19 protein-coding genes and 1 pseudogene are annotated in these 18998 nt (G+C 48.6%); 7 read left to right on the plus strand and 13 right to left on the minus strand.

Annotated features, from left to right (window positions below):
• The first annotated feature begins 11 nt into the window (after positions 1-11).
• The 7 genes and pseudogenes from ACRQV7_RS00925 (at position 12) to ACRQV7_RS00955 (ending at position 5959) form a co-directional block, all read left to right on the plus strand.
• Entirely contained in the window at positions 12-695 is a 684-nt protein-coding gene (locus ACRQV7_RS00925) for a hypothetical protein (RefSeq protein ID WP_444659099.1), read from the plus strand.
• 86 nt (positions 696-781) lie between these two features.
• Entirely contained in the window at positions 782-1174 is a 393-nt protein-coding gene (locus tag ACRQV7_RS00930; protein ID WP_195198678.1) for a hypothetical protein, read from the plus strand.
• 18 nt (positions 1175-1192) lie between these two features.
• On the plus strand, positions 1193-2377 hold the full coding sequence (locus tag ACRQV7_RS00935) for a hypothetical protein (RefSeq protein ID WP_195198677.1): 1185 nt from the start codon (positions 1193-1195) through the stop codon (positions 2375-2377).
• Positions 2378-2449: 72 nt separating this feature from the next.
• A pseudogene (locus ACRQV7_RS00940) lies at positions 2450-3486 on the plus strand (macro domain-containing protein).
• A 4-nt stretch (positions 3487-3490) separates the two neighbouring features.
• Positions 3491-4570: an EcsC family protein gene (locus ACRQV7_RS00945; RefSeq protein WP_195198676.1), complete on the plus strand. Its 1080-nt coding sequence runs from the start codon at positions 3491-3493 to the stop codon at positions 4568-4570.
• Between the two features lie 82 nt (positions 4571-4652).
• Entirely contained in the window at positions 4653-5309 is a 657-nt protein-coding gene (locus ACRQV7_RS00950; RefSeq protein WP_195198675.1) for a vWA domain-containing protein, read from the plus strand.
• Positions 5309-5959 carry a hypothetical protein gene (locus tag ACRQV7_RS00955; RefSeq protein ID WP_195198674.1) on the plus strand — a complete coding sequence of 217 codons (651 nt, stop codon included), beginning with the start codon at positions 5309-5311 and terminating at the stop codon, positions 5957-5959. Before ACRQV7_RS00950 ends, ACRQV7_RS00955 begins: the two co-directional genes overlap by 1 nt.
• 97 nt (positions 5960-6056) lie before the next feature.
• Here ACRQV7_RS00955 and ACRQV7_RS00960 read toward each other — a convergent pair whose 3' ends face one another.
• The 13 genes from ACRQV7_RS00960 to ACRQV7_RS01020 form a co-directional block, all read right to left on the minus strand.
• Entirely contained in the window at positions 6057-7043 is a 987-nt protein-coding gene (locus tag ACRQV7_RS00960; RefSeq protein ID WP_195198673.1) for a GGDEF domain-containing protein, read from the minus strand.
• Positions 7044-7092: 49 nt separating this feature from the next.
• On the minus strand, positions 7093-7341 hold the full coding sequence (locus ACRQV7_RS00965) for a hypothetical protein (RefSeq protein WP_195198672.1): 249 nt from the start codon (positions 7339-7341) through the stop codon (positions 7093-7095).
• Between the two features lie 128 nt (positions 7342-7469).
• Positions 7470-7802 carry a helix-turn-helix domain-containing protein gene (locus ACRQV7_RS00970; protein WP_195198671.1) on the minus strand — a complete coding sequence of 111 codons (333 nt, stop codon included), beginning with the start codon at positions 7800-7802 and terminating at the stop codon, positions 7470-7472.
• A gap of 251 nt (positions 7803-8053) precedes the next feature.
• On the minus strand, positions 8054-8320 hold the full coding sequence (locus ACRQV7_RS00975) for a helix-turn-helix domain-containing protein (protein WP_195198670.1): 267 nt from the start codon (positions 8318-8320) through the stop codon (positions 8054-8056).
• A 6-nt stretch (positions 8321-8326) separates the two neighbouring features.
• Complete coding sequence (locus tag ACRQV7_RS00980; protein WP_195198669.1) at positions 8327-10153, minus strand: VirD4-like conjugal transfer protein, CD1115 family; 1827 nt, start codon at positions 10151-10153, stop codon at positions 8327-8329.
• Between the two features lie 316 nt (positions 10154-10469).
• Positions 10470-11414: a DUF3991 and toprim domain-containing protein gene (locus tag ACRQV7_RS00985; protein WP_195198668.1), complete on the minus strand. Its 945-nt coding sequence runs from the start codon at positions 11412-11414 to the stop codon at positions 10470-10472.
• 149 nt (positions 11415-11563) lie between these two features.
• Positions 11564-14449, minus strand: a complete 2886-nt coding sequence (gene mobP3 / locus ACRQV7_RS00990) for a MobP3 family relaxase (RefSeq protein WP_444659100.1) — start codon at positions 14447-14449, stop codon at positions 11564-11566.
• Positions 14449-14862 (minus strand): hypothetical protein, encoded by a 414-nt coding sequence (locus tag ACRQV7_RS00995; RefSeq protein ID WP_195198666.1) that lies wholly within the window; start codon positions 14860-14862, stop codon positions 14449-14451. Before ACRQV7_RS00995 ends, mobP3 begins: the two co-directional genes overlap by 1 nt.
• 379 nt (positions 14863-15241) lie before the next feature.
• On the minus strand, positions 15242-15508 hold the full coding sequence (locus ACRQV7_RS01000; protein ID WP_018213969.1) for a DUF6103 family protein: 267 nt from the start codon (positions 15506-15508) through the stop codon (positions 15242-15244).
• A gap of 14 nt (positions 15509-15522) precedes the next feature.
• Positions 15523-15897, minus strand: coding sequence for a DUF3846 domain-containing protein (locus ACRQV7_RS01005; protein ID WP_018213970.1), 375 nt, complete (start codon positions 15895-15897; stop codon positions 15523-15525).
• Between the two features lie 24 nt (positions 15898-15921).
• A complete protein-coding gene (locus ACRQV7_RS01010; RefSeq protein WP_018213971.1) occupies positions 15922-17430 on the minus strand; it encodes a peptidoglycan DD-metalloendopeptidase family protein in 1509 nt (502 codons plus the stop codon).
• Between the two features lie 4 nt (positions 17431-17434).
• Complete coding sequence (locus tag ACRQV7_RS01015; RefSeq protein ID WP_018213972.1) at positions 17435-17938, minus strand: gamma-glutamylcyclotransferase family protein; 504 nt, start codon at positions 17936-17938, stop codon at positions 17435-17437.
• Between the two features lie 12 nt (positions 17939-17950).
• Positions 17951-18988, minus strand: a complete 1038-nt coding sequence (locus ACRQV7_RS01020) for an amidoligase family protein (protein WP_018213973.1) — start codon at positions 18986-18988, stop codon at positions 17951-17953.
• Positions 18989-18998 lie beyond the last annotated feature (10 nt).

The following is an 18998-nucleotide window of genomic DNA, read 5'->3' on the forward strand; positions in this document are numbered from 1 at the left end:
TTGAGGGATGGATGATGGAACTGAAAATTGAAGAGCTGTGGTATTCTACCCGCCAAGACGACTGGCTGATTGCCGAGAATTGTTATTGGAATCAGGTTTCTGATGCGAATAGAAATCTGGAAAAATCGCTTGAGATGTTAAATCCAGATGACATAAAACATATGAATGTTGAGACATTTTATCTTTTTCTCCACGATACTTACTTTGTCTGGAAATATACTGCCAAAAATCGGCTTGCCACCACCCGCGCACAGTTAAAAAGGCATTTGACTGACATCACCACACTGGCTGAGATTCAGAACGAGTTGTTTTCTTTTGATAAGGCACAAATTCGTACTGGACTTGAGATCGCAAGCAGGATTCGAGGTTTAGGCATCGCCGGAGCGTCAGGATTACTTTCAGTTTTATTCCCTGATTATTTTGGGACTGTTGATCAATTTGTAGTGAAGTCCTTGCTGCGCATTAATGAGTTAAATGAACTTGAAAATCTTGTTCAGATGCGCCCAGAGGCGTTGACGCTTGCAGATGGCGTAATGCTTGAACAGGTGTTGCGTACAAAGGCAGACGAATTGAATCGAATATTTCAGACTGGCACATGGACGCCAAGGAAAATTGATAAAATCCTTTGGGCCTATCGTGAAAAGAATGAAAATTCGCCTTCTTTGAATAAAAAGTTAAAATTTGAAATTACATAACGAAAATCGGATTTAAGTTTGCTTTTTCTGGAAAGAGGAGTATTAAAAAAATGTTACAAAACAAAGAAAAGGAGCACTAATTAATTATGAAAACCGTTTCTAATTTAAATGAATTAATCACGAACATCCAAACTTTAGATGGATACCTCAATGCTCAAGTTGATCCGGAATATGATTTTGCCCTTAACTTAATCAAAAACGGAACTTGCTTTGTTGCGATGGAAGATTCCAGCGTTTATAGATTTTATCCCAGTAGATTCATTGGTTACGCTGACAATTCAATGGACGCTCATTTGAACAACGTGGAAAAAGACGGGAAAGAGACTAATCCGGCTATATCAAGAATTTTGGGTGCCAAACCTTCGGTCAATTCTATCTTAAATAAGGAATATGCAAGATACTGCGAAACATTGGGCTTTGAGCCACGTGATAAAGGCGCATTTGGAAGCGAAAGAAAGTTCTGGTTAATAGAGAAATGATTAACAGGAGCAAATACAATGTACGACTTAGATAAAATACTTGATGAAGTACGCACAAAGTACTATGCATCAAAAGCTTTACCGCGCCCTAATATCTTATGGTCTGATGAACACTGGACAGCCATCAATGGCAAATACGATTTATATAATAATCAGATTACTATTAGCCGGGCATTAAATAGTAATGACATTTCTTATGAAGCTTTGGCATCCGTCGTTTATCACGAAAGCTTGCACCAGGATTATGCAGACCATGACCGCAAATTTATGCTGAGGGCCAATAGATTTCCTAATTACAAGACATATTCAAAAGAACTGGATGAATATCTTAGCGATTACTCACTTAACTTGAAATATGACAAAATAACAGCTGATTATTCAAAAGGTAAAAACGAGGTGGTTTTTGTTATCATTCCTTATCTGGAAGATTTTCAAAACGCCTTTACTTTTTATGATGGGAACATTTATATTGACACAGAAGCAGAAATTTCAAATGTTTCAAAAAGCAACTTGACAATCTTTCTGGTAGACAACGGAGAAAAATACCATATTGTTGCTTGGGCGGAAAATGCAGAGTTTTTTAAGTTTCAAAAGCAGATACTTCATGGAGATTTCGGAGGGCTTGACTTTTCTTATAGGATTTGGACTTTGAGGGATCATGTAAAAATTCTTTTTGATACAACATGTACATATGCGATTTGTAAAAAAGCATTTCCTGCTTCTTTAGAGACTGATAAGTTTATCATATATGATATTACATCAGATGTAATACAAGAAGATTTAAAATATGTAAACTCATATTGCGAAGGCTTTTATGAGTTAGGCATGGCTCCTTTCGCAACAGAGAAAGCCGCACCATATCTGCAGCTTGCATATAAGGAGTTGTATGCAATAGCTGTCAATGAGGTTGGGTTCCGGGGAGTATGGGCGGCAAATGCACTATGCAAAATGAATTTGAATTATGATACGCTTTTTAATAGAGCTGATGCTCTGAGGGATAGCGGACTTATTACATTGGCTTATCATGAAATGAAAAAGGCGTATTCTTTGGCAAGTAAAAATTCTAACTGTGTCGTAGAAATAATTAAATTATGTGCTATGGTATCAGATTTCTCTCTCGGCAATCAGTTGATTAAAGAACTCTCTGGTTCGATTGCTGTAGATGAATATCTTTCCAATAGTATTGCCCATCTTCAAAAGTAAAGGCATTGTATAATTCAGCGACGTTAAAAAAGTAGATAAATAATGGTTCATAACAAGAGAGGAGGTGTGTTAATGCCGTTTACTATTGTCCGTCAAGATATAACAAAGCTGAAAGTTGACGCCATCGTCAACGCAGCTAACACCGAATTGCAAATGGGCGGCGGGGTCTGCGGAGCGATATTTAAAGCAGCGGGAACAACGCAGCTCCAATCTGCCTGCGATAAACTCGCACCGATAAAGACTGGTGATGCCGTTATCACGCCGGGGTTTGATCTTTCGGCGAAGTTTGTCATTCATGCGGCGGGTCCGGTTTATCGACATTGGAATGAGGCAAAGAATGAGAAAGATCTTCGTGCCGCATACACAAATTCACTGAAACGCGCCGTTGAAAATAATTGTGAAACATAGCATTTCCGTTAATTTCAAGCGGCATATATGGCTATCCAAAGGACAAAGCACTAAAAGTAGCTACCTCGGCTATTCAGGACTTTCTATCTGACCATGACATTGATGTGGCTCTTGTGGTATTTGATAAATCGGCGTTTGACATAAGCCGCGAACTGCTTGGTGAGGTGGACAGCTATATTGACGAGTACTACGCCGATGCGCATCCGCGCCAAACTCAACGGCAGGAACTGCTTGATGTGGAGCTGGAAGCCTTAGAGGAAGCCGATGAAAGCGCAAGTAAGTACAACGGACCTTTTTTAAAAGATCTGCTTGCTCCGTCCGTTGGCGCCCCTGCTCCACTTGACGATTTGGTCGGCAACCTTGATGAGCCGTTCTCGAAGACGTTGCTCCGCTTGATCGACGCCAAGGGTAAGACGGATGTGGAAGTCTATAAACGGGCCAACCTTGACCGCAAGCTATTCTCTAAAATTCGGAGCAACACAGGCTATATGCCCAGCAAGCGCACAGCAATTGCCCTTGCCGTGGCGCTGGAGTTATCCCTTGACGAAACCGATGATCTTTTGAAGCGTGCGGGATATGCACTTTCTCACGCCGTTAAGTTTGACGTGATTGTGGAGTATTTTATCACAAACGGCAAGTATGATGTTTTTGAGATAAACGAAGTGCTGTTCGAATACGACCAGCCGCTGCTGGGAGGCTGATGAAATGAAACAAAATCTTCCTATTCCTAAACCAATCATTGATACTAAAGAAGCAAACGCCCTCGATACACTGACGGAGCGTTATAATAAACTAATTGAGCCGAGCAAAGTATCAAAAAAATTGAAAGAGGTCGGCTCGAAAGTTGAAGAAATTATCCCCAGCAAAGTTAAATCTTTAGGGAGCGGCGTATCCTCAACTATATCAGAACAGGAAATATACCGACAGGCTCTTGAACTGATTGCTAAAGGATTTAAGTACGTTGAAGAGATGGCTGCTAAAACTTCAATTAGTGAACAGGCAATTATATCAAAAGTAAATAAAGCAACACCAAATATCTCTATCTCTGACTTTGAGGACATTTGCTTTGCACGTAGCTACAATATATCAAAACTGGTATCCTCATATAAAACTCAAGACTTCTTTATTGCTTTTGCAGAGGGCGGCGCAACAGGTTTTTTCGGATTTGCAGGAATACCTTTCAACTTAGTCCTGAGTACATTTATTTACTTTAGAGCCGTACAATCGATAGCAATGTATTACGGCTACGATGTAAAGAATAGCGTTGAAGAATTAGTGATTGCAAGCGAAGTTTTTACAAAAGCATTAAGTCCGACTCAACAAGATGTAAATAACGAATTGACAGCTACAATCAGTAAAGTAATGCTAATGAGTCAAGCTTCTATGATTAAACAAACGGCCCAAAAGACTTGGTCTGATATGGCTTTAAAAGGTGGTATTCCTCTTTTGATGACACAAATGAGAGCTTTGGCGAATAAAGCTGCGCAAAAAGCACTCGATAAAGCGGGGCAAAAGGGGCTTGAAAATAGTCTGTTCAGAGAGGTGTTCGAACAAATTGGCAAAAAACTGACAAAAGAGGTTATAAAAAAAGGAGTTCCTTTTGTTTCGGCAATAATGGGGGCATTTATAGATGCGGCACAAATGAAAAAGGTATTAGACTACGCTGATGTGTTTTATCAGAAACGATTCATTTTAGAAAAAGAAAACCGCATCATGGAGATTAGCGGTGAAGACTGTATCATTATTGATACCGACATAATTGTAAACGAGAACAAAACCGATTAAAATTGTCGCTTTCGAAGTGACCACTCGCCTCGCTGGAGCTGTTATCCTTAAGTCATCAACAAAACTTAAGGAGGACATAGCAATGAAAAAGGGATTAACAGAGCTGGTTTTTATACTGGACAAAAGCGGATCAATGAGTGGTTTGGAAAGAGACACGATCGGCGGCTATAATTCCATGCTTGAAAAGCAAAAGGCGGTTGAGGGTGAATGCCGCATTACTACGGTGTTATTTGATAATAACTATGAGCTGCTTCATGACCGCATTGATATTAGGGCTGTCAATCCAATCACTGAGAAAGAGTATCAGGTGGGCGGTTCCACAGCGCTTCTTGATGCCATCGGCAGGACGATTCATAAAATCGGCAATGCACAAAAGAACACAGCCGACGACTATAGAGCTGAAAAGGTGATGTTCGTAATTATTACCGACGGCGAGGAAAACGCAAGCCGCGAATATTCCGCCGATAAGATAAAAGCACAGATTGAGCGGCAAAAGGCAAAATACGGCTGGGAGTTTATCTTCCTCGGTGCAAACATCGACGCTGTACAGACTGCGGGGCGGTTCGGAATTGCCCCAGATAGAGCTGTTGACTATCTGGCGGACAGCGCGGGAACGGAATTGAATTTTAAAGTAATGAGCGCTGCCGTATCGACATTTCGGGAAAAAGGAACTGTCGACGAAGCGTGCTTTGAAGACATTCGTAAGGATGTACAGCGCAGAGGAAAACGGAAAAGGTAATGAATAATATCAGGCATTCTGGAAGGAGTGGCATAGAAGAAAAAATGAAACGTGAACAAACCGTGTTGACCGGTAATGAGAATTTTGAAATGCATGGTATCGTACAGGATGCCAATATATCAGATTTTTGGGCATGGTCCATGTCACGACTGCTCGCAGACGGACCTCGTGGCGATCTTGCAGAATTTATTGTTCGATTAGCTCTCGGTGAAAGCATAACCATTCCGAAAAGAGGATGGGGTGAATGTGATATTATCCACCGAGGAAAACGAATTGAAGTAAAGTGTTCCTCCGTAATTCAAGAGTGGGAACGAGACCATCCTTCTCGTCCGGTATTTTCGATTCGTCCAACATATGCATCCGACATTGCGGAAGGTGTGGAAGGTGGCTATCGTTATGTCGGCCGACAAAGCAACGATCTTTGTAGGCGCTCGGATGCATATGTTTTTTGCCTTTTTTCCAATCCAAATCGCCAGACCGCTAATCCGCTAAAATTGGAACAGTGGACTTTTTATGTTGTATCCACTAATACTATCAACAAGGAACTTGGACGTAGAAAAACGGTTTCTCTCCCAACTCTTGAAAAAATAGGCTCAATTAAGTGCGATTTTCCAAAGATTCGTTTGGCAGTACAATCTGTCTTGGCATAATGGACATTATACTTGCAACAAAAATTGAAGCTGGCCTTTCGTATGAATCTACTCAGGCCATGCTTCATTTTTGAATATAGCATATTTATTCTGTTTTTTATTCGCGTGCACACTTTGTATTCAAAATTTTTAGGTCAGATGATTCGGTTGGCTGTTGGGGACCATTTGGGTTTTTGACGATGGTATGCTTATGTGAAATACAGTTTCTACCGTTCTTCTTGGCATAATACAGTTCCTTATCTGCACGATTATAATAATCGTTTATTGTGTCTTGTTTGTCCGGGATACTTATTTCAATGCCTATGCTGACAGATAAGCATTGATTGGCACAGGATTTCACTTTCAGTTGTGAGAGCGAAGCGAGAAGATTTTGTGCCATATTTATGACTTTTTCATCTTCGGTATCCTGAATAAAAATCAAAAATTCATCCCCGCCGATTCGTCCGATAATATCACTTTCCCTTTTAAAGCAACTTTTCATCTGAAGGGCAACCTGCTGTAGTATATGGTCACCCTTTAAATGACCTAATGTATCGTTATAGCTTTTAAAATAGTCTATATCGATCAGAAGCACCCCAACGAGTTTTCTTTCACGCTTGCAGATGTTTAAAGCTGCGGAGAGTGTTTGTTCCAGACCCTTTCGATTAAGCAGTTGTGTTAAATGATCCGTAGTTGCTTCCAGTGCCAAAGCACTCATTGTTTTATATTCACAAAGTAACATATGAATAAAATTTCGGGCTATTCTCACAGAAACTAAAAGTGTAGATATGTTGCAGAGTAACATCAGTAAAAACTCTTTGAGATATATTTTCCCTAAGCAAAATTCAATTGTTATATAAGCGGTCACAATTACAAATATTAGTACAATTCTTTGCCACGGAAGAACAAACAATATGGATAGTAAAATAAAAGCTATTGATCCAAAAACTGCGATTCGGATCACCGCAGATTCTGCTCCAAGTGATGGAACCAGCAACAGAATCGCAACTGCAATAATAAGCAATACCGATATTGCAATGCGTTGCTTGTTATAATATTGTATTTTTTTCTTGACTTGTTTATCGTCAAAGCAGTGTATTTTCATAGCATTCCTCGCAATATTTAAAAACTTTTCCTGAAGCGTTTATACGCACTTATTTGATCAGCGCATCCTTGGGGATACCAAACTGAGCACGATAATTTAGGTGCTCCTGTTCCAGACGTTTCCATTCCATATCTGCAGTATGGAATTCAGATAAAGCTTTTTCCATTTCCGGTGAATCATATGGAATTTTTTTCTCCACCAATCGGCGAACCTTCTCTCTTCTCCTTTCTACAGTAATGCCTAATGTATATAATTTGCTTGCCTGTTTGATCAGTTTTCTTTTTTCAGTTGGTGTCATACCTATCCCTCTTTAATGTAACTTATTATTTTTATATGTATCATTATAAGTTACACTTTGTGTAAAATCAAGTTGAAGAAAGCACAAAAAGAGCCTCCTTTCGGAGACTCTCATTGACTAACTTAAAATTATTCCTTTTCGGTAATATGGCGAATCAATACTTCTATCATTTCATTGACCATATCAATCTGATCCGGTTCCAGATGCTTTAGCTGTTTGCCGAGTTGCTCCACGCTGTCAGGTATCACTGGATGTTCCAGGAGATCCCCTAAGAGATAATCAGCAGAAGTTCCAAGCACATTGCATATCTTCAGAAAAAGAGAAAAGCTGGGCAGGCTGCCACCGCTTTCAATTCTGCGGATATGCACGGCGTTTACTCCGCACAGCTCTGAAAGCTGCTCAGAAGTTAATCCCTTGCTTTTACGCAATTGGTTTATTCTCTTTCCCAATGCCTGCCGCATTCTATTCTCACCTCTCTTTGTAACATTAAATTTTTATTTGTATATTTATAGTTTACAGAAGTAGCATTTCCATAAATAGTGCTTTGAATGTTACTGAAAAACATATAAAGATACATTTCTTCTTTCTCTGTAATAAATATTCTTAGAGTGAGAGGTTCTGGTGGGTTCATCATGAACCGCACCTCGGTTCAGCAGAAAGACGGAATACCCCCTTGGCGGGAAATCCGTCTTTTCGCTTTGCCACGATTCGGCTATTTTTTTAGAATCATCCGGTTGCTGGTGTTGCTGCCGTTTTCCCGGTAGCGGGACTCCTTCTCAATCAGCCCCGCATGAACCAAGTCATGCAGGGCGCGCTTGACGGTGCTGCGGGAGAGTTGTAGGTCGGCAGCAATGGTCTTAACCGCGGGCCAGCAGTCCGAGCCCTTTCCCGCACGGTCGCGGAGGTAAATATAAACCGTCCTCGCCCGATGGGGCAGTTCATCGGGCGAAGCAGAATAAATGTGGTTAAAATAGCTCATTCGTTATCACTCCGTTCTGACATGGCTTCGCCGTTTTAGCGGCTCTGCGGGCGACTCCGCCACGGGGGTGTGGAGTGCGCCGGTACCGGTGGGCGGTTCAAGGACTTCACCGGTTTCCTCATCCACCATCAAGCAGGCCGTGTGCTTGCGAACAATATTTTCCTCCAGCGTCTGCTTATCGGCATACATAACCTTTCGATGTGCCTTTTCTGCCACCGTATAGGGCTTTCCGAAGCGGATGCCCCAATCCAAAAACAGCCGCAGTCTTGTCCGCATGGGATGAGTACCGGTTTTCATGACGACAAAGTTTCCTTTGGGAATGGATTTCAGCTCGTCCGGCGTCATGAGAGGACGCTCCATCATCTGTAAAGACTGGCTGGGATCGTTCTTGCCACGGCTGATACTGCCGCTCATCACGGTGCGGCTGCCCAGCGCCTTACTCAGCACTTCGGCCGTCTGGCTGTTTGGTGCAAAGCCGCCGAAGATAGTGTCCTGGCAGTTGTCCACAATGATTTCCGAGCCCTCTTTGCCGTAATTCTTTTCAAGCTGACCGAAGGATTGAATAATGGGGATTATGGAAAGGCGGCGGGAACGGGAGGCTGAAAAAATCAGCTCCAGTGATTCGATGGCAGGCAGCGTCCCCAGCTCATCACAGTAAAACATTACCCGGTTTTTCAGCTTGCCGCCGTTTTCATCCGCCACCGCAAGGATTTCACGGTAGAGCTGCTGGATCATCAGGCTGACCATAAAATATTTGGTCAAATCTTCTTCGGGCAGGACAATAAACAGCGCGGATTTTTCATTACAGAATTTCTCCGCGTCAATGGCGGTTTCAAAGCAGAGAATCTGCTCCATTTCACTGTCGATAAACGAGTTGAGCCGGGACAGCACAGTGGACAGCACCGATGCCATAGCCTGATCCGCGGAGTTGAGGGCGGCTCCGGCAAACCAGCGGGCCTTGTGGTCGGGCGGCAGCTTTTCCATGAGGAGCTGGAACTGGCTTTTACCCTTTACCTTGCTGGGCGCCAGCAAATCCTGTACCAGCTTGAACACGCTGATGATATGGCGGCAGTCCACCTTTTTTCCGTCCACCTTAGTGGGCGGCAGATATTCGGCTATCAGCAGAATGATGGAGGATAGAAGCCCCTCGGCGGCATCATAGAAAAACTGGTTCTGTCCGTAGTTCTCGCCGCTGGCGTTGATAATGGTCTTGGAGATGATTTTGGCATATTTCTCCGCCTTGGCCTTTGCCACAAGGTTGTTTTCATCGGCAAGGTAAGTGTCCATGTAGGTGTTGACCAGCTGGAGCATATTGTTGCCGTCGGAGCGTGTGGGATTTCGAAGGTCGATGACCGCCACATGGTAGCCATAGTGGTCACGGGCAATGGCGCCGTAGTTGCGGAAGAGGTCCCCCTTGGTATCAGTGGTCAGAAAGCTCATACCGCTGGCGCAGGCATATTCCAGATTGGGGTACAGGAAAAACGCCGTCTTGCCCACACCGGATGCGCCGATCATGAGGCAGTGGACATCGTCGGTATCCACCAGCGCCGTGACTTTGTTCTTTGCTCCTGTGCTGCCGAGGATGATGCCCTGCTCCGAAACAGCGGGGAGATTTTCTCCCTCCCGCCACAGCTCCGGCTGGAAAGGAATGTGCTTGTAGATGCTTTTGATTTCCTGCTTGGTGGAAAATCGTGCCGTACCATGCTGCCCATCGCCCACCGTGCGGGATTTAATTCCGTTGAGGGTGTAATAATGGGCTAAAAGAGAAAGGCCGCCGATGACGAGAAACATCACGGCGGCCGCTGCGAATAAGATGTAGACTTGGGATTGCATAGGGGAAACTCCTTTCGGTATGGGATATTTTGTGGTATCCTAAATCTAAAACATATGTGTTACATAAATCGGGATTTGAGGAGTTGATTATATTGTTGGTAATGAGAATTAATCGAATTTTGAAATTGGTTCAAATTACTTCCGGAGGAAATAGTTACACTTGTCCCACCCAAGAAATAAATGGCGAACTTTTCTTTATATTCAAAAAGAGTTTGCATAAGGTTATGGATTTCACATCTGAACATACAACAGAGTTTGTTTCCGTAGGCGGAAAAATTATCGACAGGAAGCTAAATAAATAAGCTCCACCTTTTTGTTACGCCATCCGCATTTCAAAGCCGCTCTGCCTTTGCTGCACCGCTTCCGTTAAATCATCATTCCAGTCCTTTCCCTGAGAAATCAGCCGCTCCGATTCATACCCCTGTTCCGCAAGCTGCTGTTTCAGCCGTTCGCTGGCCTTGTGTCCGGCTGCATCGTTATCCAAACATAGCGAGACCTTCTGGAGCTGCAGGTACTGCTCCAGCATCCACAGCATGGCCTGACCGCCAACGCCGCAAAGAGCTACATAGCTGTGCCGCTGCCAGTCCTGCGGATGCAGGGTGATGTAGGACAGCAGATCCACGGGTGCCTCAAAAACATATAAATGCTCGCTTTCGCCAAACCAGTGAAAGCTGTGGCGGGGGTCGCAGCCATCCACGTTGCCTTTAAACGCCTGCCCCAAGGTGTAAATCCCGCGCTTGTGGGCGTGACGGGCAACTCCGTTTTCATCTAAGCCCACAAACACGGCGTTATGGTATTCCTTCATGCCGTCCTTAGATTTTTCGCAGCTCTCATACAGGAGCTTTTGCTTTGCAAAGAAGCTGACCACCTCCCGGCCGATGTGCCGGGTTTTCACCAGATAGGCATAAACCCGCCGCATATCCGTATGCGCCGGTGGGAGTGCAAAGGGCTTTTTCGGCTCCGACTCCTTTTGCGAGGCGGGCCGATAGCTTTCGCCCTGCTCACCGCCCAGCAGCAGGGTCACGGCTTCCGGATACGAGCAACCGTAAAACTTCCGCACAAAGTCAATGGCATAGCCGCCGCTCTCCGCGGAGTGATCGTACCACTCATTTCCCCGGACGGTGATGCTGCGGTCGGAGGCCAGCCGCTTATCCCTGCCGCTGGGCAGGAGTCTTTCGCCGCGCCGCTGGAGAAAATCCGCTAAATCCACATTGTTGGCACGGTATTTCTGTTCATCTGTAAAATGCACATACACACCCATGGCGCACCTCCTATTGATGGCGATTGCCGATTCGATGAAAAAATGCCGCCCTTTTTACAGGACGGCATTGCTTTGGATACAAATTTTTCCGGACGGGTATCTGCCCGGTTTTCTTTTTCTGCTTTTTCATGGTGATCCTCCTGTCGTTTTTAGAGTGACATGGTCTGTTCGTGGTCGTCCCGCGCATGACCCTGCGCCTGCTTCTTCTCCCGGAGCCTGCGCAGGAGCTTGCGGTCGGTGCGCTGTCCAGGCGGTTTTAGGGGTGGGGCGTTATCTGCAAATACACGGCTCATGTGATGCAGAAGCCGTGTGCCCGCCAGCAGGACGGAGGGGTCTTTGAAATCGCCCATATGGTCAAGGAAAAACTGCGCGTAAACATTTCCCTGCGCCGCTGAAAGGGTAAACCAGCGGACGGCGGCCTCCTTGTCTTTCGGAACGTCTTTTCCCATCAGGTACAGCTTGCCAAGGGTGTACTGCGCATACTGGTTTCCCTGTTCAGCGGCGGCTGTCAAGAATTGCAGGGCAGCGGGAATATCCTTTTGCACATCTTCGCCCATGAGATACACCTTGCTCAGCCGGTATTGCGCATACTGATTTCCCTGTGCGGCGGAGCGTTTCAAGTATTCCAGTGCTTTGGGGATATCTTTGGGAACATCCTCTCCCTTGAGATAGAGAACGCCGAGGGCATATTCGGCAAATGGATTCTTTCGGTCGGCGGCAAAGGTCAGCCAGCGGATTGCGGCTTCCACATCCTTGAGGACGCCACCGCCGCCAAGGTACAGCTTGCCCAGCCGGTATGCCGCAAAGTCGTTGTTCTGCTCCGCCGACAGGGTGTAGAGCCGTACTGCCTCGGCCGTGTTCTGCGGAACGCGCTGTCCCTTTTCATAGAGCTTGCCAAGAAAATAGGCGGCGTAGGGATTTTCCGCCTCCACCGCCTGCTTGAGATAGCCGAGAGCTTTTTCCACCTCTGGTGGAGATGCTGTATCATCGGAGAGAATGAGCTTGGCGAGCTGGTAGCAGGCAAAAGGATTTCCCACCGTTGCCGCCTTTTCAAAGTATTCCTTAGCCTTGGCTTCATCCTTTTCCGTGCCTACGCCATTCAGAAGCATCCAGCCCAGCCGGTACTGGAGCTTATCGTCGTGCCCTTTTTCCTCCAGAGAGACAAAGCCGAGAAAGGCTTTCTTGAAGCGCTGGTCAGCGTCCGGCTGGTTTTTCACACAGCCGATTCCATCCCGCAGCATTTTCCCAAGCTCGAAGCTGGCATAGGGAAAGCTCTGGTCTGCCGAACGGGTATAGAGGTCAAAGGCGGTTTCATGATTTTGATCCACACCCTTGCCATGATAGTACAGACCGCCGAGGGAATACTGCGCATACTTATATTTTTCGTTTGCGGAAAGGGTGAGCCAGTCTGCCGCCTGCAGATCGTCCTGCTCGGCGCCAAGTCCTGCGGCGACCATTTTGCCGATGCGGTACTCGGTGTATTTCCAAGGTTTTGCTTCCTCGGCGGCATGAAATAGCGCAAGTGCCTTTTCGTACCAGCAATAGGCGGCATCTGCATCCGCTTCGCACCCAAGCCCATCGGCGGACATCCGGCCAAGGTCATACAGGGCAAGAGGGTTCTCCGCCCCGGCTTCTGCAAGGAAAAGTTCACGGGCCTTTTCAAAATCCTGCGGGATTCCGGCATCCTCATCGCCATGCAGATACTGCTTTGCCAGCTTGTATTCCTCCGTCCACCATGAGCCGGAGGATTTCTCTCCATCGGAGGACGGTATACGATTCGGCGGTTCAGAATCTTCCTCCGGCTCGGCGGGTGTGTTCTCCGGCGCAGGCTCCACAGAAGGTGTATTGTCATCCGGTTCGGCATCCGGCAGAGCGGTTTCCACCGATGCCGGTTCCTCAAAGGTTATGGTTCCGCTACCAAGGTTCAACGCCTCCTGAATAACCATGTTTCGGATGGGCTTGAAATCCTCACAGCGGGAAAGGGGCGGCGGATCGAAGGGTGTTTCGGTGTAGACGGCTTCGATTCTGCCCCTGACCTCCCACCACAGACGGTAGGCTTCTGCTATGCGGCTGTCCTTGGCAAGCTCATCCACGATTTCATCCACCACATTTTTCAGGTCCGCTTTCAGATAGCCGTACTGCTTTTTTTCGCTGACCGTTTGCAGACGTTCGGCAAGGTATGTGAGGAGCTGCTCCATGCGCCCGCTGACCAAAACGCCGCCCTTCATCTGGCGGATCAGTTCCCCCATAGCTTCGGCGGCCTGTTCCTTCAACTCATCCCGCCGCTGGGTCTTTTCACCATAAAGCGGGATGAGCTCCTGACGGAAAATCTCATTTGCCAGAGAGGACTTCATTTTGCGGATACCCTGTTTGGTGAGGTAGCCCTCTCTGGGATCGGTGCTGTAGCAGATCATGTGAATATGCGGATGATGCGATTCATTGTGAAACGCCGCGTACCATTTCAGGTGATCGGGGTGGATTTTCAGATTCTCCGCCAGCTCCATTGCCTTGGCGGAAAGCAGTGCCTTCCACGCACGGGCGCTGTCATAGCCCAGCCGGGCGGCATCCTCCCGGCGCAGGGAAATAATCGGAGTCCATACATTTCCGGTGTGGGTGGCTACTTCCTCCGCCACCTGAGACAAGACCAGCGGCGCATCCCCGGCTGTAAACAGGCCGTGGCTGTCGAACTTTTCAACGCGAGGACGGTTTGCGATGTAATCCAGATACTTTTCCCGATCTCCGATTTTATCAAGATGCTGTTCCAGAGCGATGGTGATGAATTCCGAAGCGTTTTCCCGGTTTGGATTTGCGAGATAGTCCTCGTACTCAAACATTTCTTTGGCGTCGGGAAATTCCCGAAGAATTTCGCCTATGAGCGTTTGCTGTTTTTGGGTGGAGTGCCAGAGCTCATGACCGCTCTTTATTTTTTCTACGCCGTCACGGGTAGCGATATATTTGACGAGGTTATTCAGATGGGCGGCTGTTTTTTCACTGCCGCCCTTAAGGTAACCGTTCTTGACGATAATGCGCGCCATTATTCATCATCCGCTCTGCTTTGAAATTCCACCGCATCATCCAGCCGGATTTTTCCTTTGGTCTTTTTCACCTCGGCAACACATCGGCCGCGAAGCCGAATCAGTTCCTCATCCGAGACATCCAGCGTAGTCGCCAGCAGATGCATCATCATGCTGATTTCCACTGAGAGGCGAAAAAGATTGCCTGCCACCCGGTTCTCCGTTTTCTGCAAGGTTCCCTCTATGGAGGAAAGCAGTGCCTTGGAAAGATAGGAGGAGGTGTCCTCCGTCCCAAGGTAGCCCATGTAAAAGCAGAGCGCTTTTTCAATAAACTCGCTTCGGCTCTTGCAGTTATCCTGTATGAGCCAGCCGTCCAGCCGCTCCATGGTTTCTGGATACAGCCAGACAGCCGTTCGTTCCTTGTTGTTTTTCATGTGAAATCCTCCATTTCGTGCGTGTACACCTGCGAGGTGACCGTGTAAATTCCTTTGTTTCCCTCTGCTTTCGCAGTTTCCGACCACCTTGACCGTGACAAATCCCCAATCCGACCACCTCATGGGAAAGTGCGAAAAACGCCCAGCACTGCTGGGCGAAGTGGGCGGCGGGCGGTCGCTTGCGACCACCCGCCTTTCTCCTGCTCTTTTTTCGACCGTGGAGACTGCTGGATTTGGGGTGCAGAGAGCCTTTTCCCAACGCTCGCACAAAGCCCTCACGTTGCCGTTTAGAGTGGGATGGGTGCATGGATGCCACACCGCCTGTCAAAGCGGCACACAGGGGCGAACAGGGGGCAACGCTGGGGGACGGGCATGCGCCTTAATGTGCCGCCCTGTCCTGTGTGCCATCAGCGGCAGGAGCAGATTTCTCTTTTTCTTTTTGCTTTTTGGGCGAAGCGGTGGCGGGAGCATCCTCGCAGCCCTCGTCAATATATTCCCGGACGGAAGACGGAACGTATTTTTCATAGAGCTTCTGCAAGGAATCGCAGAGCTCCTGTGTGAGATCCGCATCCTTTTTCTCCATGTAGCGTTTCACCGCACGGAGCTTTTCGCCGTCCATTTGCACGGTAATGCTTTCTTTTTTCATGCTGAGTGTCCTCCTTAAAATCGAAATCCCATAAAGGTGAAGCCGGGTTCCAGCTCCGGTTCCTGCCCGGTGAATTCGGGAATGTCAGCAAAAAGCTGGCTGTATTCCGCGACCTTACTCTTGCCGAGCGAGGTAAAGTTGCCGTCATAGGTGGTGTCGCAGACAAAAAACGGACCGCAGATAATGTCCGCGCCCAGCCGCCTGTTGGGCGGCATTCCGTTTATTTTGCCTTCCTCATTGCAGACGGCAACGCAGCCGTTGGGAAAGCTGATGCATTCAATCAGGCCGCCCACCTCCGCCTGCAGGCTGGCAAGGTCATTTTGAATTTCCTTGACATGGGGCGCCTGCCCCGGCTCAATTTTGAGTACCTTAATCTTGTTCTCACGCATAAAATCAGCCCTTCCTTCTTAAATTTATGGTAGATAATTTCTCGGATTTTGCTTCACACCGTTCACCCGCACCTCAAAGTGCAGATGGTTTCCGGTGCTGCGCCCGGTGGAACCCACCTTGGCAACGGTTTCCCCGGCTTTCACGGTTTGCCCCTCACGGACGAGAATCTCAGAGCAGTGACCGTATAAGGTGACCAGCCCGCCGCCGTGGTCAATGGTGAGATAATAGCCGTAGCCGGTGCTGCCATAGACTACGGTTTTCACTGTTCCCGCCTGTGCCGCACGGATGGAGGTGCCTTTCGATGCGCCGAGATCAATACCGGAATGCCCCGCCCACTCGCCGGTGAGCGGGTCCGTCCTGCCGCCGAATTCAGAGGTCACCATGGAGCGCCAGTTCTTACCCAGCGGAGAAATCAAGCCGGAGGCGGAGGCTTCCGGCGCTTCCGCGTAGGGTCTTGCGTACAGCACCTGCTTGCCGGAATCGAACAAATCCCGGTAGACGACCTGTCCTTTCGAGGAGGATGCGTCCACCACCTTGCCGTCCCCGGCGTAGATGCCAACGTGGGTAATGTTCATGAAGCGGTCGTTGGGCTTGTGGCTCCAGAACACCAAATCTCCGGGAGCAAGGCTGGATTTTGGAATCGTCAGCCCGTTGTCCACGCAGTATTTGCCCTGCGCCGCAGCCGTGCCAGGCAGATTTACCCCCAGCTTTTTGTACACCCACTGTACAAGATAGCTGCAGTCGGTGTAGCTGCCCTGTCCTCGAAGCTCCTGCGAATACGGGTCTCCAAGGCGGGAAAGCCCCAGCCGGACAGCCTGTGCACCCGCTTCTCCGACAGGCAAATCGGAATAAAAACCGTCCATCTGATCCGGCGTCCAGTCCTCCCACAGCCCGGAATTGTCATCTTCCATGGGCGCGCCGGTGCCATATCGGGCGCGGTAATAGATTTCATTGGCGTTGGCCTGATCCTCATAAGTGACGGCTCTGCCGAACAGCGCGCGGATGTTGTTGTAGACAGCGGGCAGAGAGGTGATGGGTACGGCTACGGTATAGGTTTCTTCCGAGGTGGTGCCGTCGCCGTTCTCCACGGTGCGGGTGCGTTCCTCATACGTCACAAAGCAGTCCACATAGCGCCGGTGTTCCAGTCGGGAGGGGGACGCTGCGCCGAAGAACAGAGAATAAAAAATTGCCTTGACCCGGTAATTGTCAAGGCTGTCGCCGTCCTCCATCTCTGCGTTCACGTTATCGATGGCATTGTCTATGAGGGTGAAGCTCTGGCGCATATCCCCGATGTATTCCCGGTACTCCGCAGGCATACTCGCCGGAATGACACCGCCGTGAAAGCACAGCTCCACGGCGGTGTTGTTGTGGTTTGTGGTGCCGGAAAGCAAGGAGCAGACCAGCACGACGACCAAAATCAGCGGGGACAGGACGGCGGCAATGATCCAGCAGATGGTTTTCCGGGTGCGTTCATCCGAGAGCGCGGTAGCGGCGGCTTTTACAACAGCTGCGATGGTTGCGGGATCTGCCATGCCGTCACCACCATTTCAGACCGCCAAAGCCGAATAGACTCTGCTGTTCCGGCTCCGGCTCACTTGCCATGAGCTGCTCGGTATAGTCCACCGCCTGCTCCAGAACAGCGGTGTCAAAGCCCGCGGTTTTGTAGCCCTCACGGATGGTGTTGTAGTAATAGTCCGAGGGATACCCCAAGCGATGCCCCGGCGTCATCACATAGACCATGGCGGACACCGACTGTCCATCCAGTGGCAGTTCCATCAGTTCCTTGTCATAGAACCGGGGAAAGCCCTCATAAACATCCAGCGCCGCTTCATCCTTCGGCGTGATCTTCCACAGCAAAACAGGGACGGAGGAACCCTCGCAGGGCTCAATGGTGGCAACGGCTCCGTTTCGGCCGCCCCGGAACACAAGGGCATAATCCTTGATTTCGGATGCCCCCACCACCTTGGCGGATGGGCACCGGTGCGCCATCTGCGGCAGATTAAGATTGCTGCCATAGGCGATATACAGTTTGCTTTTCATACGTTCTCCCTTCTACATGGACATAGTAAAAGCGGGGGACTGCTCGTCCTCCGCTTCCATAATAGGTTCCGGCACCGCTTCTTCCGGGGGAGCCTGTGTCTGCTGACGCTCCGCCTCCCGCTTCTGACGCAGCCGTTCCTTTTGCCTTTGGGCCTGTGCCGGGTCTTTCCACGCGATGCAGCCCTCCAGATGATCCAGCAGATGCTTACGGGCGGTTTTAAACTCGTCCCCGATCATACCGAGGCGCAGAAGCCAAACACGGAAAGTATATTTTTCATTGCTGGACTGTGTTTTCGTAGGACTTGCCGACCGCTGGTTGAGCGCCTGCGCGGTCATGGCAAGACAGAACTGGATGTACGCCTTGATTTTTCCGGCGTGCAGCTCTCCGTTGAACGCCCGGAATTCCACCGTACCCTTTTGGAACACACTGTGCAGATTCAGGCAGTGGTAGCGGCTATGGTGGTAATGCTCCCGGCTGCCGTCCCCGCCGTTATACCAGAGGCTTTTCAGCCGGTCGAGGGTGGCGGGCTTCTGCCGGTTGAGCCGCTCTAAAAAAGCGGGGTCAATCTTCTGGCAGTAGTGGCTTTCCCTCCCACGCGAGACCTTCAGCGCCTTGTAAATCATATCCTCCTTGGCCGCCATGATGTTGACCAGATTACGGAGGTGGGGTGCGTCAAAGGGCGCGGCATTGATATGAATGTGGATGCCACAGGAGGAATTCACAAACGCACCGGCCTCCCGGAGCCTGCGGATCAGCTCCTGCACCGTTTCGATATCCCCGTACTGGCAGATGGGGCTGACCAGCTCCACGCTGTAGTTCCGGTCGGCGCTGACCTTCCTGCGGCCCTCCTTCCGCTGGCAGTCCAGACTGCCGTCGCTCATGACCTTCCATTTGCGGCCGGTGGTATCCCTTGCGAAATAGGTGTCATAGAAGCTGCCCTCATATTCTTTTGTGGTGCCGAAATATTCGGCAATGACCTCGGCAGCGCGGCTTCTGGTAAGCCCGGTCATTTCAATTTCAATCCCGAAATCCTGACCCTGTATCTCCATTTACTCACTG

Origin of the sequence: Caproiciproducens lactatisolvens, assembly GCF_052443335.1 — a bacterium.
In the GTDB taxonomy this organism is placed as follows: domain Bacteria; phylum Bacillota; class Clostridia; order Oscillospirales; family Acutalibacteraceae; genus Caproiciproducens.